Origin of the sequence: Chryseobacterium sp. BGARF1, assembly GCF_001677955.1 — a bacterium.
In the GTDB taxonomy this organism is placed as follows: domain Bacteria; phylum Bacteroidota; class Bacteroidia; order Flavobacteriales; family Weeksellaceae; genus Chryseobacterium.
This window is the reverse complement of sequence record NZ_LELA01000057.1, coordinates 16,413-35,275: the sequence shown is the minus strand read 5'-3', so window position 1 is coordinate 35,275 and position 18,863 is coordinate 16,413. Positions and strand designations below refer to the sequence as shown.

The 18,863-nt window shown below is 32.7% G+C and carries 16 protein-coding genes; 10 read left to right on the top strand and 6 right to left on the bottom strand.

Annotated features, from left to right (window positions below; all coding sequences use genetic code 11):
• Window position 1 precedes the first annotated feature (1 nt).
• The gene (locus AB671_RS11415; protein ID WP_066679741.1) at window positions 2-775 is read left to right on the top strand and encodes an alpha/beta fold hydrolase; all 774 of its coding nucleotides are present in this window, start codon (window positions 2-4) and stop codon (window positions 773-775) included.
• Window positions 776-942: 167 nt separating this feature from the next.
• On the opposite strand, the gene AB671_RS11410 is transcribed toward AB671_RS11415, so the two are convergent.
• The gene (locus tag AB671_RS11410; RefSeq protein ID WP_066679742.1) at window positions 943-1,560 is read right to left on the bottom strand and encodes a hypothetical protein; all 618 of its coding nucleotides are present in this window, start codon (window positions 1,558-1,560) and stop codon (window positions 943-945) included.
• A 56-nt stretch (window positions 1,561-1,616) separates the two neighbouring features.
• The gene (locus AB671_RS11405) at window positions 1,617-1,895 is read right to left on the bottom strand and encodes a rhodanese-like domain-containing protein (RefSeq protein ID WP_066679767.1); all 279 of its coding nucleotides are present in this window, start codon (window positions 1,893-1,895) and stop codon (window positions 1,617-1,619) included.
• A gap of 109 nt (window positions 1,896-2,004) precedes the next feature.
• Here AB671_RS11405 and queG point away from each other — a divergent pair, with 109 nt between their 5' ends.
• From queG to AB671_RS11390, 3 genes are all read left to right on the top strand, one after another.
• Window positions 2,005-2,949 carry a tRNA epoxyqueuosine(34) reductase QueG gene (gene queG / locus AB671_RS11400; RefSeq protein WP_066679743.1) on the top strand — a complete coding sequence of 315 codons (945 nt, stop codon included), beginning with the start codon at window positions 2,005-2,007 and terminating at the stop codon, window positions 2,947-2,949.
• A gap of 365 nt (window positions 2,950-3,314) precedes the next feature.
• Window positions 3,315-3,998, top strand: a complete 684-nt coding sequence (locus AB671_RS11395) for a TIGR02117 family protein (RefSeq protein ID WP_066679744.1) — start codon at window positions 3,315-3,317, stop codon at window positions 3,996-3,998.
• Window positions 3,999-4,003: 5 nt separating this feature from the next.
• A complete protein-coding gene (locus tag AB671_RS11390; protein ID WP_228390963.1) occupies window positions 4,004-4,660 on the top strand; it encodes a murein L,D-transpeptidase catalytic domain-containing protein in 657 nt (218 codons plus the stop codon).
• Window position 4,661: 1 nt separating this feature from the next.
• Here AB671_RS11390 and AB671_RS11385 read toward each other — a convergent pair whose 3' ends face one another.
• Window positions 4,662-5,180, bottom strand: a complete 519-nt coding sequence (locus AB671_RS11385) for a hypothetical protein (protein ID WP_066679746.1) — start codon at window positions 5,178-5,180, stop codon at window positions 4,662-4,664.
• 120 nt (window positions 5,181-5,300) lie between these two features.
• Here AB671_RS11385 and AB671_RS11380 point away from each other — a divergent pair, with 120 nt between their 5' ends.
• The 5 genes from AB671_RS11380 to AB671_RS11360 all read left to right on the top strand — a co-directional run bounded on the left by AB671_RS11380 (window position 5,301) and on the right by AB671_RS11360 (window position 13,006).
• Window positions 5,301-6,728 carry a PLP-dependent aminotransferase family protein gene (locus AB671_RS11380; protein ID WP_066679747.1) on the top strand — a complete coding sequence of 476 codons (1,428 nt, stop codon included), beginning with the start codon at window positions 5,301-5,303 and terminating at the stop codon, window positions 6,726-6,728.
• 206 nt (window positions 6,729-6,934) lie between these two features.
• Window positions 6,935-8,725 carry a cytochrome-c peroxidase gene (locus AB671_RS11375; RefSeq protein WP_228390964.1) on the top strand — a complete coding sequence of 597 codons (1,791 nt, stop codon included), beginning with the start codon at window positions 6,935-6,937 and terminating at the stop codon, window positions 8,723-8,725.
• A gap of 160 nt (window positions 8,726-8,885) precedes the next feature.
• Window positions 8,886-11,033 carry an alkaline phosphatase PhoX gene (locus AB671_RS11370; protein WP_066679749.1) on the top strand — a complete coding sequence of 716 codons (2,148 nt, stop codon included), beginning with the start codon at window positions 8,886-8,888 and terminating at the stop codon, window positions 11,031-11,033.
• A 53-nt stretch (window positions 11,034-11,086) separates the two neighbouring features.
• Window positions 11,087-11,983, top strand: a complete 897-nt coding sequence (locus AB671_RS11365; protein WP_066679750.1) for a leucine-rich repeat domain-containing protein — start codon at window positions 11,087-11,089, stop codon at window positions 11,981-11,983.
• A gap of 99 nt (window positions 11,984-12,082) precedes the next feature.
• Window positions 12,083-13,006: a patatin-like phospholipase family protein gene (locus AB671_RS11360; protein WP_066679751.1), complete on the top strand. Its 924-nt coding sequence runs from the start codon at window positions 12,083-12,085 to the stop codon at window positions 13,004-13,006.
• Window positions 13,007-13,015: 9 nt separating this feature from the next.
• Here the strand turns inward: AB671_RS11360 and AB671_RS11355 are convergent, their stop codons facing one another.
• Together AB671_RS11355 and AB671_RS11350 are read right to left on the bottom strand one after the other, a co-directional pair.
• Window positions 13,016-13,714: an AcvB/VirJ family lysyl-phosphatidylglycerol hydrolase gene (locus AB671_RS11355; protein WP_157444193.1), complete on the bottom strand. Its 699-nt coding sequence runs from the start codon at window positions 13,712-13,714 to the stop codon at window positions 13,016-13,018.
• Entirely contained in the window at window positions 13,711-16,287 is a 2,577-nt protein-coding gene (locus AB671_RS11350; RefSeq protein ID WP_066679753.1) for a phosphatidylglycerol lysyltransferase domain-containing protein, read from the bottom strand. Before AB671_RS11350 ends, AB671_RS11355 begins: the two co-directional genes overlap by 4 nt.
• A gap of 92 nt (window positions 16,288-16,379) precedes the next feature.
• Here AB671_RS11350 and AB671_RS11345 point away from each other — a divergent pair, with 92 nt between their 5' ends.
• A complete protein-coding gene (locus tag AB671_RS11345; RefSeq protein WP_082987290.1) occupies window positions 16,380-17,105 on the top strand; it encodes a polysaccharide deacetylase family protein in 726 nt (241 codons plus the stop codon).
• A gap of 647 nt (window positions 17,106-17,752) precedes the next feature.
• Here the strand turns inward: AB671_RS11345 and AB671_RS11340 are convergent.
• Window positions 17,753-18,856, bottom strand: a complete 1,104-nt coding sequence (locus tag AB671_RS11340) for a putative phage abortive infection protein (RefSeq protein ID WP_066679755.1) — start codon at window positions 18,854-18,856, stop codon at window positions 17,753-17,755.
• Window positions 18,857-18,863 lie beyond the last annotated feature (7 nt).

Sequence of the window (18,863 nt, the reverse complement as noted above, 5' to 3'; positions counted from 1 at the left end):
AATGATTGAAGAGGTAATTGATGTAAAGGGGAAAAACTTATTTATAAAATTTAATAATTCATTCGAAAATAAACCCACCATCGTTTTTTTGCATGATTCTTTAGGTTCGGTTGAGCTATGGAGAGATTTTCCTGAAAAATTGGCTGAAGCGACTCAGTGTAATGTTTTAGCATATGACCGTTTAGGATACGGGAAGTCTTTTCCGATGATTACTCATGAAAGGGAAAATAATTATATGGAACTGGAAGCGGATGGATTAAATGATTTACTTTCTGAATTAAATATTAACGATGCCATTCTTTTCGGTCACAGCGATGGCGGAACGATTGCTTTAATTGTTGCTTCAAAATATCCTGAAAAAGTAAAAACTGTAATCTGTGAAGCCGGGCATATATTTGTTGAAGATATCACGGTAAAAGGTGTTGAAGATGCATTGAAGGCTTACAACACTACAAATCTACCTCAACGTCTGGAAAAGTATCACGGAGACAAAGTAGAAATGATTGTCAAAGCATGGACTGAAATTTGGCTCAGTGAAAAATTCAGAACCTGGAATATTGAATCTTTCCTGCAAAATATTACAAGCCCGCTATTGTTTATTCAAGGAGAAGCTGATGAATACGGAACTTTGGACCAAGTTGACAAAACAGTTTATCAAGTTACAGGAACAGCGGAGAAATTCATCATTCCAAATATTGGACATACTCCGCACAAAGAATCTCCGGAAATAGTTTTAAATAAATCGATTGAGTTTATAAATTCTGTAATCAATTAATTCGCTAAAAAAATTCCCCTCCTTTGGAGGGGTGGTGAAAATTCAAAGAATTTTTGACGGGGTGGTAAAAAGTGATACCATCAAAATATATACATCTTTAATAATATCAATAGGAGCGGGCTTCAGCCCGCTTAATTTTTACATGAGAAAAAGGCTTTAGCCAAAATCTATAAACTTTTCAATTCAAATTCAATATTTTTCTTCGCTTGAATTTCATATTTTCCTCTAAAATATTCCGTTTTAAAAATACTTTCCAGCTCCAAAAAATGTTGTAAAACCTTTTTTCGTCCCGGTTTATAAAGAAAATTAGGATAAATAGAATATTCTTTTCGAATCTGTTTTGTGTATTCTAAATAAACTTCACTGCTTTTTCCAAGAATTGATAAATCAGCATCCAAAAGAAAATTGGTATCTTCATTATCTGATTTTTTATGAGATTTTGTAGCTGAAATCTGCTCGTAAATTCTTTGAATACCATCGTTATTTACACTCAAAATCTCAAGTCTTTCTTTTGCAATATCTGCACTTTTTTCTTCATTTAATTTTGAAGATGCATCATAAATTATATCATGATAAAATATTGAAAATGAAATATTGTCAAATTTTTCAATCTGATTTCTTACAGAATCAATTTCTTCGAACATATTTTCTAAATGTTGAAGATTGTGATAATGCCTGCTTTTTCCGGAATAATTGTTCTCAATTTCAATCCAAAATTTGTCGACTAAAATTTTATTTTCAGTAAAATTCAGGCAAAGTTTTTCAAATCTATCTTTTAAAATCATAGAATCTTCATTTGGATTAAATAAAAAAGGAACTTAAAAAAGTTCCTTTTGTTTTATTATAAGCTAGCTTTCAAATCAGCCCAGCCTCCGCCGTTATAGCCGTCTTTCAAACCTTGAGCGTTTAGAAATTCTAGAGCTTTTCCGCTTCTGTTTCCGCTTCTGCAGAACAAAACTACAGGTTTTTCGATAGATAAGATCTCGTCTTGTCTGTCTTCAACTTCTCCCAAAGGAATGTTGATTGCTCCGTCTATATTTCCGTCCATTTCTAGCTCCATTGGCTCACGAACGTCGATTAATGCATAATTTCCTGATTGTAATACATCTGCTAATGACATAATGTTTAAAATTTTTGAGTTAAAATAACAAGTTAGATGAATGAATACTTTCATCCATTCAAACTCCAACAAATTTATAAAATAATCTTAGTTTTGCAATGCGAAATCTATGAATTCAACTGCCGAAAAATATTCTCAATTAATCAAGTCTAAAGCTAAAAGTTTTGGGTTTCAGAATTGTGGAATTTCCACAGCAGATTTTCTGGAAGAAGATGCACGTAATTTAGAAAAATGGCTCATAAATAACTTCCATGGCGAAATGAAATACATGGAAAATCATTTTGATAAAAGATTAGACCCAAGATTGTTGGTAGAAGGTTCCAAATCTGTGATTTCGCTTTCTTATAACTATTTTCCTGAAGAAAAAATCTCCGCATTAGAGAATTTTAAAATTTCAAAATATGCGTATGCTGAAGATTATCACGAAGTGGTAAAAGAAATTTTGCGCGATATGGTTTCTGAATTACAAGAAGAGATTGGAGACTTTGGTTTTCGTGTTTTTGTAGATTCAGCTCCGGTTTTGGAAAGAAGCTGGGCAAAAAAATCAGGAATTGGTTGGGTTGGGAAAAATGCCAACTTAATAACCAAACAAAGCGGTTCTTTCTATTTTTTAGCTGAAATTATTTGTGATTTAGATTTAATTCCGGATCATGAAACAACAGATCATTGTGGAAGCTGCAGAAAATGTATTGATGCTTGTCCAACAGATGCTATTGTTTCGGAGAAAATTGTTGACGGAAGTAAATGCATTTCGTATGCAACGATTGAGTTAAAAACTGAAATTCCAGATTACTTTAAAGATAAAATGGAAGACTGGATGTTTGGTTGCGACATTTGTCAGGATGTCTGTCCGTGGAATCGTTTTTCAGCGCCGAATCTTCAGGCTAAATTTAAACCCAATGAAGCTTTGAAAAGTTTTAAAAAAGGGGAATGGAAAGAATTAACTCAGGAAATATTCTCTGAAATATTCCGAAAATCCCCTGTTAAGCGTACAAAATTTACAGGTTTAAAAAGAAATATTGAATTTTTAAACCAGTCTTCAAAAGAATTATAGTAAAATATAAAGGTGAAAAAATCTGTTTGGAAATTGTACTCTCCAAAAATAATGAGGTTATTGTATTATTCCTTAAAACTTTAGTTTTAAAGAAATGAAAGATTACTATTCGAAAAAATTAAAAAAGCCTTTCCTACAAAAGAAAAATTGACTTTCAAAAAGAGAATGTCTTTAAGAAAATCAACGTTTTTTCTGGGTTCTTTTAGGAGCTGTTTTTACTCTTACTTTAAATCTTTTTTGGGATTTCGTATTTTTAAGCATATTTGTGAATGTTTGTTAGTTAAATTTAATTAATTTTTGAATTAAAATAAATACTTTTAGAAAAAATTTAGATTAAATTTTATTAAACTTCAATATCAGAAAACATGAGTGTGAAAATTATACTGATCTATTTCCTGAAAACCCTCGGAATCATTCTTGGAATCGTCGTTCTATATGCAATTCTTGGGTATCTGCTTCCTTTTATCGAAGTTTCAGCAAAAGACGATGGTGAGCAAAAGGAAATTCCAATTTATATCTATACCAATGGTGTTCATACCGATATTGTAATGCCTATTAAAAATGAGTTGCATGATTGGAGTGCAAAAATTCCGTTTGCGAATACAACCTCGAAAAAATCAGATTACAATTATGTAGGAATTGGGTGGGGCGACAAAGGTTTTTATCTGGATACACCAACTTGGGCAGACCTGAAATTTTCTACAGCCGTGAAAGCCGCCTTTTGGATGAGCGAATCTGCAATGCACACTTCGTTCTACCATACGATGACCGAAGCTGCTGACTGCAAAAAAATAATGATCAGTAAAAAACAGTACACAGACTTAGTAAAATTTATTGATGCCAAATTTGACAGAGATGCAAACGGAAATTATATATTAATTCCTACGAAAGCTGTTTACAGTGATAATGATGCATTTTATGACGCAAAAGGTAGTTATAGCTTCTTAAATACATGCAATACTTGGGCAAATGATGCATTAAAAGCTGCAGGACAAAAAGCAGCGTGGTGGACGCCAACAGATTATGGTATTTTCTTACATTATAAATAGATCTTGTGAGAATTTTTTATTTAATTTTCGTAGTTACCATTTTTTCGTCTTGTCAAAATGAATCGAAAAAAATTTCTGACAATAGTGTTTCTGAAAATGAAAAGACCAATGAAATTATAAAACCTGAATTAGATTTAATCAAAACAAAAAAGAAAGCAGAAGAGGCTTTAGTATTTTGTAAAAGCAAAAAATTGAATACTGATATCTGTATTTTAATTGATATGAGCCTGCATTCCGGATTGAGCCGTTTTATGATCTGGGATTTTAAGGAAAATAAAATTACGAATAAATATTTAGTAGGTCACGGTTGTGGAAGCAATAGTTGGAGCAGCGATGGATCAAAAGATGATCCAAAATTCAGTAACGAAGACGGAAGTCATCTTTCGGCTTTAGGAAAATATCAATTGGGAGAAAGAGGAAGAAGCGACTGGGGAATTCATGTAAAATATTTGATGCACGGTTTAGAGCAAACCAATAACAATGCGCTAAAAAGATTCATTGTTTTTCATTCATGGGGCTTGATGAGTGATGAAGAAATTTATCCAAAAGGTTCTCCAGAAGGATGGGGTTGTCCTACGATTTCCAATAATGCAATGAAGGAATTAGACCCGATTATTCAAAATTCTGAAAAACCTTTACTGATGTGGATCTATAATGAATGATTTATAATTTCTTTAAATCTAATTTATAAATGAACGACGGAAGATTGAATGGTTCTGAAACCATATCTTTTACAAAAACGAATTCTTGATCTTTAAAAAACTGAATTTGTGAATCGTTTTCTCTAATATTAATCCAAAGACTATCTGCAAATTGAATTGCGGATTTTACTTTATTCCAAAGAGAAAGCCTCACTTCTGGTAAATCATATTCCTGAAGAATACAAAATTCTTTGATAGCTGTCATTTTTTGATTTTTATTAGCCTCAGGATAAGAAAATCCGGTTTGAAAAAAGCAATATCCTACAGGTTGCTGATCGGCAAAAACCATAATTAATTGATTGGAAAAATCATTTAAAACATTGATCATTTTTCTGTGATCAAAATGTTCTTTAATATAATTCACGATAATTTCCGGTGCAACAATCTCTTTGTATAAGTTTTTAATAAAAGCTTTTTTAACATCAAAAAATTCATCAACTCCCTGATCTGAACCTACCACAAATTTTGAAACAATCTCCATTCTTATTTTTTTTCAAATCTAGGTTATTTGAGAATGATAATATCGGTACAGTTTTAAGCTAATAAAACGGTACAGATTGAAATTTTGTAAATTTGTTCAGAACAGATTCATTGTAGAATAATGCAGAATTTTAAATATCAGATATTTACTTCGGTCATCGAGGAAAAGATTAAAAGTGGAGTTTTTACTTCGGGTGATAGGTTACCTTCTGTAAGGGAAATTAAAGAACAGTATCAACTGAGCATTACTTCCGTGCAAAATGGTTATGATTATCTTGTTATGAAAGGCTGGGTTGAAAATCGCCCTCGCTCAGGATTTTTTGTTGCTATAAAAACGAGTGAAGATATTCCCGAAAAGTTATCGAAATTTTTGCCAATTGTAAGAAATCCGGATTTTGATGAAAAGGTAAAACTTACTTCAAAATCAAACAAGTCTTTTGAACAGATTTCATTTAATACTGCTGCACCAAACGATTTACTGATTCCTCAAAAATTGATTTTAAGAAAAATGCAGGAAGTAATTCGGAAAAAAGGAGCTTCCATTCTCAGGTATTATCCGGCTAACGGAACAGAAGTTTTAAGAGATCAAATTGCTTCACGGTCAACAAAATTGGGTTGTAAAATAAATGCAGAACAGCTTATTATTACAGACGGTGCGTTACAGGCGCTCTATATTGCGTTGGCTTCAGTAACTCAATCTGGAGATGTGGTTGCAGTAGAAAGTCCGTGTGTTTTCTCTGTTTTGGAGGTAATTTCAAATTTAAAACTGAAGATAATTGAAATTCCAGTGCATTATAAAAACGGTTTTGATATAGATTATCTAAAAGATGCTGTAACTAAAAATAATATTCGTGCTGTTGTATTAACATCCAATTTTCATAATCCCACAGGAATTTTAATATCAGACGAAACAAAGAAAGAACTTGCATTGATTGCGCAAAGTAATGAGATTCCGATTATTGAAAATGACATTTATGGTGACCTTTATTTTGGTGGAGAAAGGCCATCAACGATCTGTAAGTTTGATAAAGAAGGTTGGGTGATGACCTACTCGTCATTTTCAAAAACTTTGGCACCGGGAATTCGTCTGGGATGGTTGAATGCAGGTCGTTTTTTTGAACAGGCTGAAAGAATGAAGTTTTCTTTGGGAAGGTCTGTTGCTCCCATTTTTCAGGAACTAATGATACAGTTGCTAGAAGAAAATTCTTATGATCTACATCTTCGTTCTTTTCGAAAACAGCTTGAAATACAATGTGTAGAACTCCTTAATGCATTACGACTCTACTTTCCAAAAGATTGTTATTTTCACAGGCCTCAAGGCGGTTACAGCATTTGGGGTAGACTTCCTAAAGAAGCGGATATGTCAGATTTTTATCAATTTTGTGAAAGTCAAAAAATTGCTTTTACACCCGGAGATACATTTTCTTACACCGATGCATACAGTCATCATTTCAGAATCATATTTGCAGACAGAATCACCTCTGAAAGTATTGTGAGGCTGAAAATAATTGGAGAAAAAGTACAAAGTATTTTAGATGAAAATCTGTAAAATCAGAAATTCATTTTGTAAAATAGTCTTTCTTTTTTAACTGTTTGTATTTACAATATTAAAAAAGGTGCGGTTTGTCGGGCAAATGGTAAACATTATTTAATCTATGCGTAAAATTCCTGTAATCTAATCAGGCTACTTTTGCGATTAAAACTGTGAGATATTATCTTTTACTGCTTATTCCATGCGTCTTCATTTTTTCTGCAATGTCTTTTAACCCTGTTAATAAAGGTGTGAAAAATGACAATAAATTTATAAACAGAGGCTTACGTGATTTTAAAATTGAGTTAGAATACTTAAAAAACGATGTTGAGCTTTATTCGCAAGAAAGAATTTCCTTAGAAAAGCTTCAGCAAACTTTAAGGAATACCAGAAATTCTTTTAAAGAAGTAGAATTTTTCGTCGCTTATTATTATCCTGAATTTACCAAAACCCATCTTAATGCTGCGCCACTTTTTCATATTGAAGCCGCCGGAACTTCAGCTTATACTTTGCCTCCCGAAGGTTTGCAGGTTTTAGATGAACTTATTTTTTCTGACGAAGCCAGTGAACAGAAAGAAGAAATAAGTACAATTACCAATTTTCTTTACAACAGTTATGCAAACTTTTATTTAAGTGCTTTGAATAATGGGTTGAGCTCAGGAAATAATAAAACATTGCCTTTGCGAATAGAACTTATTAGAATTTACAGCTTGGGGGTGACAGGTTTTGATACTCCGGGTTCGCTTAATATTTCGGAGGAAGCGGCTCATGCTTTAAAAGGAATGAGTGAATACATCAATGATGAGGCTTATTTTAAAAATTTTAAAACAGAAAAAGCTAATTTAATTATTCAACAGGCAATTACTTATCTTGGGAAGAATACCGATTTTGAGTCGTTCGACAGAATACAATTTTATAAAGAATTTGTTCAGCCTTTATATGCAGAATTGGGCAGTTGGGATGGCAATCCTGATGATCTCAAAAACTTTTCAGGCTGGAATGTTTCAAATAAAGATTTTTTTAAGGCAGATTTTTTTGATCCTTATTTTTATACGATTTTAAAACCTTCTGAAGATTCTGAAGAACTGAAAAATTTGGGTGAAAAGATTTTCTATGACCAAAGCTTCAGTGCGAATGAAGCGATGAGTTGTGCAAGTTGTCACCTGCCAGAAAATGCATACACCGATTTGAAACAGAAATCGGCAAGCAATGTAGAAGGAAAAACGGTTTTAAGAAATTCTCCTTCTTTGTATAATGCAGTTTTTGCAAAAAGGTTTTTTTATGATATGAGAGCTTTTTATCTTGAGCAACAGGCTGAACATGTGATTTATAATCAGGATGAATTTAATACCGATTATCAAAAAATTGTACAAAAACTGAATGGCAATAAAGAGTATAAAAAAGAGTTCAAAAAGGTTTTTAAAGACGGAAAAATCAATAAACAGAATTTTTCGAAAGCGCTAAGTTCTTTTGTAGCATCTCTGTATTCATTTGAAAGTGATTTTGACCGTTTTATGAGAAATGAAAAAGAAATTTCTGAAGATGCTAAAAAAGGGTATAATCTATTCATGGGGAAAGCCAATTGTGCGACTTGCCATTTTGCACCGCATTTTTCGGGGCTTGTGCCGCCTTTCTTTAATGAAAATGAATCTGAAGTTTTAGGAGTGACTAAAAAGCCAATTTCAAATTTACCTATAGAACTCGATGGCGACAGAGGAAGAATAAATTCTAATGTGAAAAAAGAAAATTCATGGATCTATGAAAACTCATTCAAAACCATGACCGTGAGAAACATTGCCTTAACAAAACCTTACTTCCACAACGGAGCTTTTAATACGCTTGAAGAAGTGATTGATTTTTATAATGAAGGAGGTGGCGAAGGTTTAGGATTGCCAATGAAAAATCAAACGCTTCCTGCAGATAAACTTAATCTGACGGAAATTGAAAAAAAGCAACTCATCAGTTTTCTAAATACTTTAACAGATATCAGCAAGGCTAAGAAATTAGTGAAATAAAGCTTCGGTTTTACATGAATTTTAAATTTAATAATAAGTTAAAGTTCGTAACATTTACTTTGAGTTATCTTAATATTCATCGAGATTTAATTAAAGATGGCGTAACGCAATGCCGAAGTAAAAAAAATAGTTTTGCATCGTAAATGAAATTTTAATAAAAGTGAAAAGAAAACTACTTAGTATCGCAGCTTTGGCATTGATGACGACATCGATGATCCAGGCACAGACGACAATTTTTGCATTACAAAGTGCATGGAAGTATAACGACGCAGATGTTGCATTGCCTGCAACCTGGAAAAGTTCCAATTATGATGTTTCAAACTGGGCGGTAGGAAACGGACCATTAGGTTACGGTGATCCTGTTACGACTTCTTTCATCTCGGGTGTAGATACCGCTTATCTTATCAAAGATTTTACCGTGAATTTGGCAGACCTTACCAATACGATGGAATTTGGCGTGAGAAGAGATGACGGAATCATTGTTTATCTGAACGGAGAAGAGGTAATAAGAGACAATATGCCTGCTGGAGCTGTTTCTCATGGTACTTTCTCGAGTACAACGATTGACGGAGCTGCAGAAACAGCGATTAATTTATTTTCTATTCCCAAAAACAAATTTGTACAGGGAGTTAACAGAATTTCAATTGAATTACATAACAGAAGTGCTTCAAGTTCAGATTTAACCATCGATGCTTATCTTAAAACAACTGCAACTGTAACTCCACCGGTTACCAATTGTACAGGAACTCATATCAGCTGTTTTACATCAATTGTTCCGACAACGCAGACATCAAAATTAATTATTCCTGCTGAACACAAATATCAGTTAATCTTAAAAGAAGGAGATAATTATACAGAAGGTGGCGGATTGGTTGGTGGTCTTAATGACTTTACCGCTTATGTGGCTAAAAATAACAGCAGTACCGACGGATATCTTTCTGTAAACCATGAAACTAACCCAGGTGGTGTTACCATGGCAGAAATTAATTATAATACTTCAACCAAACTTTGGCAGTTGACAAAATCAAGAGCAGTGAGCTTTTCAGCACCGAGCCTTGTGCAGACTATCAGAAACTGTTCGGGAGGTGTTACACCTTGGGGAACTGTGGTAACGGCTGAAGAATCTGTTACTTCAAATGATCTTAATGCTGATGGATACAAAGATTATGGATGGTTGGTAGAAATTGATCCTGCAACAGCACAAGTAATGTCTCATAACCAAGCGGGAACTAAAGACAAGCTTTGGCAGATGGGAATTATGAATCATGAGAATGTGGTTGTAAACGATGCTGGTACTACGGCTTATTATGGAGAAGATGGCGGAACTCACATGGTCTATAAATATGTGATGGATACTCCAAATAATTTGGCTTCAGGGAATTTATATGTTTTAAAACTTGATCAAGGTTTAAGCGGTGGAAATCCGGTTGCTACTACAGGACAGTGGATTCAGATTCCAAATAAACTTCAGGCAGACCAAAATAATACAGCTTCTTTGGCTCAGTCAGCTGGTGGTACTTCGTTCAATGGAGTAGAAGATGTTGAGATAAGCCCACTAGACGGTAAAATTTATTTTACAGCAAAAGGTTTAGACAAAGTGTATAGAATGACAGATAACGGAATGACGCTTTCAAATGTAGAAACTTTCGTTGGAGGTGCATCAACTACTTATTCATTCAATACGGCTCAAGGTGTAAAAACTGAAGCTTGGGGAGACGGAAACGACAACCTTACTTTTGATGAACTTGGGAACCTTTGGGTACTTCAGGATGGTGGTAAAAACTACATTTGGGTGATTGGCCCAGATCACACACAGGCAAATCCTAATGTGAGATTATTTGCCTCAATGCCTGCAGGATCAGAACCTACTGGTCTTACCTTCACACCGGATAAGAAATTTGGTTTCTTCTCAATTCAACATCCGAATTCTACAATCTCTACGGATGTGGATGCTACAGGAAATACAATAGATTACAGAGGAAAATCTGCTACAATCGTAGTTGCTTTACAACAGTTTTTAGGCACTTCAGGAACTTTGGGTACGGTAGAAGTTGTTAATGAAAATGATGTAACGGTTGCTCCGAATCCTACTTCTGGAATTGTAAAGATCAATTCTCCAAAAGCACTGAAAAATCTTGAAATTACTGCGTACAGCATTGACGGAAAAGTTGTGTATAAAAAGAAAGTTACTGGTTCTACCACAAGTTTAGATCTAGATTTTACAAATGAACTTCTGGCATCAAGGGTTTTAATATTAAATATTGAAGCAGACGGATTCCAGAAGACAACTAAGATTCTTAAAAAATAGTTTTAATACTTTATAATGGTCGTCGGAGTTTTTTCGGCGACCTTTTTTTGTTTATGAAAAAATATATTTGCCTTTTGTCATTTTTGTGTATCGCTAATATCAATGCACAGATTGATCCTGTAAAATATCCTACCTACACAGATATTGAGGCTGCTTTGAAGTCTGATAAAACTGTTTACAGCTTAAGTTTCAGAGATAAAGGTTTGTTTAATTTACCGCCTGACATTAAGAAAATGGATTCTGTTTTTTTTCTGAATATGATGGGAAATAATTTTGAAAAACTAGACGAAGCACTTTTTTCACTTTCACAACTTGAAATTCTTAATATCAACGAAAACAATATTAAATATATTCCGGATGAAATAAGTAAGCTTAAAAAACTGACTACATTTTCTATGAATCTTAACCAGTTGACGGAGCTTAATCCTGAGTTTGCCAAACTTCAAAACCTTAAAGTAGTACAGCTCGACGCGAATAACCTCAGCATTTTCCCAAAGGCTCTGACGGAAATTTCCGGACTTGAAGAGATAAATTTGCACAGTAACCAGATCAGTGTGGTTTCTGATGTTGAGAAAATAAAAGATCTTAAGTTTCTGAATCTTTCGTCGAATCAGATTAATGATCTCAATGAAACCGGATTTCCGAATAAGCTCAAATATCTTGAGCTGCAAAAAAATATGTTGCTTACAGTCTCAAAAAACATTCTGACTTTAAAAAATCTTGAGTTCCTGAACGTAGGAGAGAATAAAATATCTGAAATTCCACCTCAAATAAAGCATTTAAAGAAAATTGTCAGTCTTAATTTGGCTAATAACCAATTAAAATCATTACCAAAAGAAATTTCCGATTTAAAAAACTTAAAAACACTTATTCTTACGGGCAATCCTTTGACTACGGCTCAAGTTGAAGATCTAAGGAAACAAATGCCGAATACTCAGATTTATTTTTAATGGTCTCGCTGAGAATTGATAGTGGAAGAAATAAGGTTTAATTTTTAAAGCTATTATTACATATTCTTCTTAAATTCGAGATAAACTTAAACCAAAATTATGGAGGCATTGGTCATTTCAGGCGGAGGGAGTAAGGGTGCTTTTGCGGGAGGTGTTGCCGAATATCTTCTGAAGTATTCTAAGAAAGAATATCAACTATTTGTGGGAACTTCAACAGGAAGCCTGCTGATTCCTTTTCTTGCGCTTGGTGATATAGAAAGAATTAAAAAACTTTATACCTCAATTGAGCAGTCAGATATTTTTACCGTCTGTCCATTTAAGATTAAGAAAAAGAATGGTAAGGTTAAAATAGGGATTAATCATTTTGGCATTATAAAACAATTTATAAAAAAACAAAAGACTTTAGGCGATAGCACCAATCTTAGAAATCTTATTCGGGATAATTTTTCAGAAGAAGATTTTCAAAGGATAAAAACATTAAAAAAAGAAATAGTGGTCACCGTTGCGAACCTTACCAATCAGCAAATAGAATATAAATCATCTAATGATTATAGCTATGAAGATTTTTGCGACTGGATTTGGGCATCTTCCAATATGGTACCTTTGATGAGTCTTTTTCAAAAAAATGGAAGTGAGTATGCTGATGGTGGTTTTGGAAATCTTATACCTTTGCAGGAAGCACTTGTAAAAGGCGCTACATCTATTGATGCAATCGTACTTCGATTAGAAAAAACTTTCTATAATAATCCGCCTTTACAAAATATATTGGATGTTTTTGCACGAACTACAGATTTTATGCTCAACCAAATCGCCAATGATGACTTGATTATTTCTCAACTGGAAGCCGCCACTAGCAATGTAAATATTAACTTTTATTTTATAAAGAGAATATTGACGACCCATTCTTTTATATTTGATAAAGAAGAGATGGCAATTTGGTGGAAGGAAGGTTTTGAACTTTTTCAAACGACTGAATGCAAGACTCATGTGCTGAAGGCAAACCATAACGGAGAGATATTATAAACCACACAATTATTTTAAATTATTATTTATAAAATCAGCCAGCATTTTTGTATTTCCGCCATAATGATGATTTCCTGCGATATGTCGCATTTGATAATTTCCCCCTAAAGTAATTTGTTTATACGGAAAAACGGTAAATTCGTCATCACTCAGAACGACCATTACCGGAACATTTCCCATTTTATTAATCTCAGGAATTACCAAAAGGTTTTGTTGACTTTTTTCGCCGTCATTAATATATTCATTTAATTGAATTTTAAAATTATTAGTCGTTGTAGGTCCGATGATAAATACTTTCTGTATTTTGCTCTTTAAATCGTCACTAAATCTATTATAAATGAACGGAGCAACCTCTGAACCAAAAGAAAATCCAACAATGATAACATGTTGATTTTTTCGACCTTTCAGCTGTTTTTTAATGTATTTTTCAATATCGTGAGATGCTTTTTTAGGAGTTTTGTGTTTCCAGAAATAAGATTTGGTGTCTAATGCAAAAACATCATACCCTAAAGCATGTAAATTATTTCCCATCCCATTTGAAAAAGTATTAAATCCAGAGTCACCACTTATGTAGAAAATAATAGGCTTGTCGGAATGGGAATTCCATTCTGTGACTAGGAAATCACTCTTAGAGGTTAGCTTAAAGATTGTAAATCCAATGATTAATAAACTAAGAATTATGGCTACTGTTTTTAATATTTTTTTCACGGTTTCATCACTTTGTTTAAGACTGTTGGAATTTGTAATAAATCTAGGTCGTTATTGTAAATCAAATATTTATTTTCCCAAAGGTCAGCATACTTTTCTTTAAAATTTCTTAGGGTTTGATACTGTTGGAAGCTTCCTATTCTTTGGTAGGCAAATTTCAAAACTTCTTCTGCTGTATTATTGGGCTCATCCAAACCTGCCATTGGTGTCATTCCCATATTAATAAATTGCCGTTTTTTGTCTTTTGAATATTCAATAAGCTTTATAATTAAAGCATCAATACTGCCATTTGGTGCTTTTTCTGTTTTTCTTATCATATCATAACTGCATTCGTCTGGAGCACAATATGGAATAATATTAAGAAAAGCGATGCAATGTCCTTCTTCATCAGAAATGATAATTAAATCCTGCTCTTTTACAACTTCTCTTTCAAACATACCTTCTGCAAAAACGATTTCTTTTTTATCAAATTCCTTTAACCATTCATTTGAAACCAACTCAACTTTATCCAGAATTTCATCATTATGTGGAGCATGTTTTATTTCCGTTATAAATCCTGATTTTTCTAAAGCATTGATTCCATTACGGATAGATTTCTTGTCTTTACCTGTTAGACTAAATTTTTCAGTATCAAGAATTGCATCCTGACCAATAAACAATTTTTGCTTTTTGAATGGTAAAAAATAGATGAGTTCACTTTCACCAACTCGATAATACGTTGTTTTCAGTCCATTGTTTTTACAATAATCTTCAAATTCTTTAATCAAACTGATTTTATCACTTTCTGCACAAACCGGAGCTTCCAAAATCACGGCAAAACTATTGGCTATTCTGTATGATAAAAAGCCCTCCCGGTTTTCTGCAAAGAACAATTGTTTATCAGAAGTTAGTTTAAAATAATCCAATGAGGATACACCATATTCTTCAACAAGGTTTTTTGCATCATTTTGGTTTTCCAAATCATTCTCTTCAATCAATTTATTTGTTCGGTAAAACGAAAGAATCAGAACCAACCAGGAAACAATTCCCAAAATATAATTCAATTGTTCGAAATCTCTTGCGAAACCCGTGTGCGGAGTCAACCCAGAATCTTTGAATAAAAGAAAGGTGTGTAGTGTATAATAAAGGGCTTCTTTTTTTGTGAAATCTATTCCGAAATGAGATTTATCTATAAAATAAAAACTCAGATAATTGAAAATGAAAATACTCGCGAAAATCCCTAAAAACCAACTAAATCCACGTTGAAAAAAAACTTTATTGACTTTGAATGTGTATTCTTTACGACTGTAAATCAGTAATCCAAAAGTAAATAATGCAAAAAGAGCTTCTTCGTAATCTAAAGCTTTGATAAGATTGAAAATAATCGAACTCATTGTAAGAATCAAAGCAAAATACCAAGCCCGCTTACTTCCTTTAAACAAATTTGCTGAAGTAATGAGTAATAATATCCCTGACAAAAGTGTAAACATCTTCGAAATGTGTATGAAATCTTGCGAGAGATAGCTTTTTACAATAGATAAACGATTGGTTAATGCAGGTGTAATTACAGATAGAATATTAATAATACCCAAAAAGAATATCATGATAACAGGTAATAATCTGGCAAATAGTTTTCTACCGCTCCATAAATAAGCAATAAAACCTAAAAGTAAAGGCAGCCAAAATTCAAAAAAACGATAAAGTAATGTAACGCCTAGAGCTTCGGTATGATGATATCCAAAATTGGTAAGAATGTAAGTCAATGAAAATTCAACAGCTCCTAATCCCCTTAAAAATGGAGAAACAATCATCAGTAGGATTGAAATAATATATGATATTGCTGCTGCAGTAAATGATGGCTCTACACCAAAAGCATACATTGCAATGAGCAGATGAAAAACCCCACAAAACTCGATAATTACTGATATAGCAACAGTATACCAAAAATATGTTTTATCAATTTCGTTATTGAAGATTTCATCAATGGAGCTGATGATTTTCGGAAATCTTTTTTCGATGAACAGATAAAGGAAATTCTTTTTTCTAAATGAAATAAAAATCCCATAAAGGATTAATAGCAATATTGATAATGAAACAATACCAAACCAACTATTATCAAAGGCTTTATTAACAGAAACTGCATATAAAATCAAAGGAACTCCTACAATAAGCACTGTAAGGAAGCCTACAAATCCATAGATTGCGCTTGCTTGATGGATTTTAGAAGATTTATATCCTTTAATTCTAATATTGCGAGGAAGATAGGCTAGAGAACTTACTCCTCCGGCAGGTAAAAAAATACTTAGAAAATTACGTTTCAAAAATAAAGTAATTGAATCTGAAAGTTTAACATCTAATTTAACGCTTCTGAAACTGGTAACGTACATCAAGCCTTGAAGGAAGACATATATAAAAACTAAAAGAATTCCTATGAAAACCCATTCAATTTTTGAATTTTTTAGTTGAGGACCAATAGATGAAAGCTCGTGCCTTTCACTCCTGAAAAAGACAAATGCTAAGAGCAAAACAATAATTGCTACAACTTCTTTCCACCGAATTAATCTGATGATATTCGATAATTTGACGATTTTCATAACATTTTTATTAATGAAATTGTGGAGTAGTGTTCTTATCAAAAATAATTAAAAATATTTTGATTTTGATTATCTTTATAAAAACCATTTTTATGAAGAAAACAGTCTCTTTTTTTACCATCATTGTATTGATGATTTTTAATCAAATTCAGGCACAAAATAAATGCTATATCTATCTAACCTTTGACGACGGACCATTGAATGGAAGTGAAAATATCAACGATATTATTTTAAAGGAGAAGGTGAAAATAAGTGTTTTTATGGTGGGAGAGCATGTGATTAAGAATAAACAAATGGATACGTATGCCAAATATTATGAGGAGAATCCTTACATCGATGAATATAATCATAGTTTTACTCACGCTAATAATCATTATGAGGCATTTTACAATGATGTTCAAAAATCGGTTAATGATATTGTGTATAATCAGAGCCTGTTGAAGCTTCCCTACAAAATTGTTAGACTTCCAGGCCGTAATATGTGGCGCTTAAATGGGAAATCTAAAAATGATGTCTCTAATGGAATTCAAACTGCTGATCAATTGGTAAAACTAGGATATAAAGTAGTGGGATGGGATGTCGAATGGCAACATCATGAAAATGATGGTACACCAATACAATCGGTTGATGAGATGTATAAATGGGTACAAAATCTTTGTAATTCAGGAAATACTTTCACGAAAAATAATGTGGTGATGCTCATTCACGATGAAATGTTCCAGAAGTCCTGGGAGGAATCTGAGTTAAAGCAACTGATTATCCTACTGAGGTCAAACCCCAATTATGTATTTGAGCAAATGAGATTCTATCCGCAATAGCATTGAAAAAAATCTTCTCAATAATTTTAATAATAATCCGGATTAAATATTTTGGCAATGATAACTTGAGTAACGTAACATTGTTGAGTATAACTCAAAATTTGTTATTTTTCGCTCTAATTTTTGAGACTGATCCCATAAATAGCTACCTTTTTGACCACCCTAAAAATCAAAAACCTCTGAAAAATATTTCAGAGGTTTTTTGTACCCATAACCGAAGAAATATCGAAACATTTAATCGAAGATTTGGAAAGAATTTCTCAAATTTCAGAAATTTTATGATCCTGTCTTGTGACCTTGACGAGCGTATCTTCAAACACTTTTATCGATGATTTGGTGCGTTTGAGCCAAATTAAAAAAGAATTATATAACCCTTTATTATAAAATAAATTGTTTTAGTTTTTGTCTATTGCAATTTAATTTTAAAAATTATTAATAATGCGGATTAGAATAATTAGTCTTCAGATGGCTTGCCTTGTCTTGTAGCCATAACCGAAGAAATATCGAATTATTTGGTAAAAGATTTAGAGAGAATCTCGAAAATTTTAGATTTAACTAATTCTTAATTTAGTTGGACTTTAGCCGGCTTAGATAGTCTTTTAGAAATTTCTATAAATCGAGTGAGAATATTCCAAAAAAAATCTTGACTAATGAAAAGAATCTTTAAGCATTTCCCAATCAAAAAAAGTTGGATCAGCCGCAATTTCCACCTCAAACTTTTTATCGGGTTGTACTCCGAAATCTGCAAATGAAAGCGGTAAATTAGTTAATAAATGATATTCTTGGATATACCCATCTGAAATCCAGTTTTTTCCTAAAACAGATATTGAATTGTAGTACAATATTACTTGTTCAAAGTTCGACAACTGTGCTCTTAATATTTTTACATAAGAATATTTAATTTCATTATCCTTATGCTTAAAAACGTCGTGTTTTTGGGAATCAACGTATTTAACAGTTTGAAACAAATGTCTATAGTAATGACCAATTTTGGTCCCATGCCCGGTAAAAGGTTCGTAGAGAAGAATAAAAACTGCTTTTTTACCATTATGAACTATTTCCAGATCTTTTAATTTGGTGTTTTTTACTTTTTTTTCAGATTCATATCTAGCTTTTTCTCTAAGAAAATCTGAATACATTTTTTTTTCTTTTTCCAGCTTATCAATTGTGTCCTTAAAAAATTGCTTAGAATTTATTTGCGGTAAGATGTGCGAAAATACACTGTCACTAGCATGACCAATCCCATAAAAGAAAATTAAATAAGCCAAATTTGTTAACTGTTCTTTATTTAATCTTGTTTCCGTTGGAAAATTGTCGTGCATAGATTCTAAAACGAAGTAAATATACCTTAGCTCAAAGTAGTATGTGGTAAATGCCTTACGACCAAAGATTTTATTTTGAATGTTTTGTTCGTTTACATTTTCCCTGTGTAATCTTACAAGTTCAAAAAACCTATTTTCAAACCTTTCTATGACAATATCATTTGCTTGCTTGTTAAATTGATCTCTTTGATCTTTGTTAGCATCGTACTGAATATAGAATGCTAAAAACGTTAGAATGGAAGCAAACCAAGCTATTATCGGACCTACCGTTCCACCAAATGCATCACCAATCGCACCTCTGGTTCCTCTGTCTACCTCATAGAAATATCTTGACTGGACATACTCAGGTCCTTCGTAGTATAAGAATAATGCACCAAGAATCCCTACAACCACAGCAATAAAAAAAATAATTATGTTTTTTGTTTTCAAAGCTATA

What these genes read in the sequence shown, in the direction of transcription:
- AB671_RS11415 (WP_066679741.1), top strand. Translation starts at nt 2, where the DNA reads ATGATTGAAGAGGTAATTGATGTAAAGGGGAAAAACTTATTTATAAAA.
- AB671_RS11410 (WP_066679742.1), bottom strand. Translation starts at nt 1,560, where the DNA reads ATGATTTTAAAAGATAGATTTGAAAAACTTTGCCTGAATTTTACTGAA.
- AB671_RS11405 (WP_066679767.1), bottom strand. Translation starts at nt 1,895, where the DNA reads ATGTCATTAGCAGATGTATTACAATCAGGAAATTATGCATTAATCGAC.
- queG (WP_066679743.1), top strand. Translation starts at nt 2,005, where the DNA reads ATGAATTCAACTGCCGAAAAATATTCTCAATTAATCAAGTCTAAAGCT.
- AB671_RS11395 (WP_066679744.1), top strand. Translation starts at nt 3,315, where the DNA reads ATGAGTGTGAAAATTATACTGATCTATTTCCTGAAAACCCTCGGAATC.
- AB671_RS11385 (WP_066679746.1), bottom strand. Translation starts at nt 5,180, where the DNA reads ATGGAGATTGTTTCAAAATTTGTGGTAGGTTCAGATCAGGGAGTTGAT.
- AB671_RS11380 (WP_066679747.1), top strand. Translation starts at nt 5,301, where the DNA reads ATGCAGAATTTTAAATATCAGATATTTACTTCGGTCATCGAGGAAAAG.
- AB671_RS11375 (WP_228390964.1), top strand. Translation starts at nt 6,935, where the DNA reads ATGTCTTTTAACCCTGTTAATAAAGGTGTGAAAAATGACAATAAATTT.
- AB671_RS11365 (WP_066679750.1), top strand. Translation starts at nt 11,087, where the DNA reads ATGAAAAAATATATTTGCCTTTTGTCATTTTTGTGTATCGCTAATATC.
- AB671_RS11360 (WP_066679751.1), top strand. Translation starts at nt 12,083, where the DNA reads ATGGAGGCATTGGTCATTTCAGGCGGAGGGAGTAAGGGTGCTTTTGCG.
- AB671_RS11350 (WP_066679753.1), bottom strand. Translation starts at nt 16,287, where the DNA reads ATGAAAATCGTCAAATTATCGAATATCATCAGATTAATTCGGTGGAAA.
- AB671_RS11345 (WP_082987290.1), top strand. Translation starts at nt 16,380, where the DNA reads ATGAAGAAAACAGTCTCTTTTTTTACCATCATTGTATTGATGATTTTT.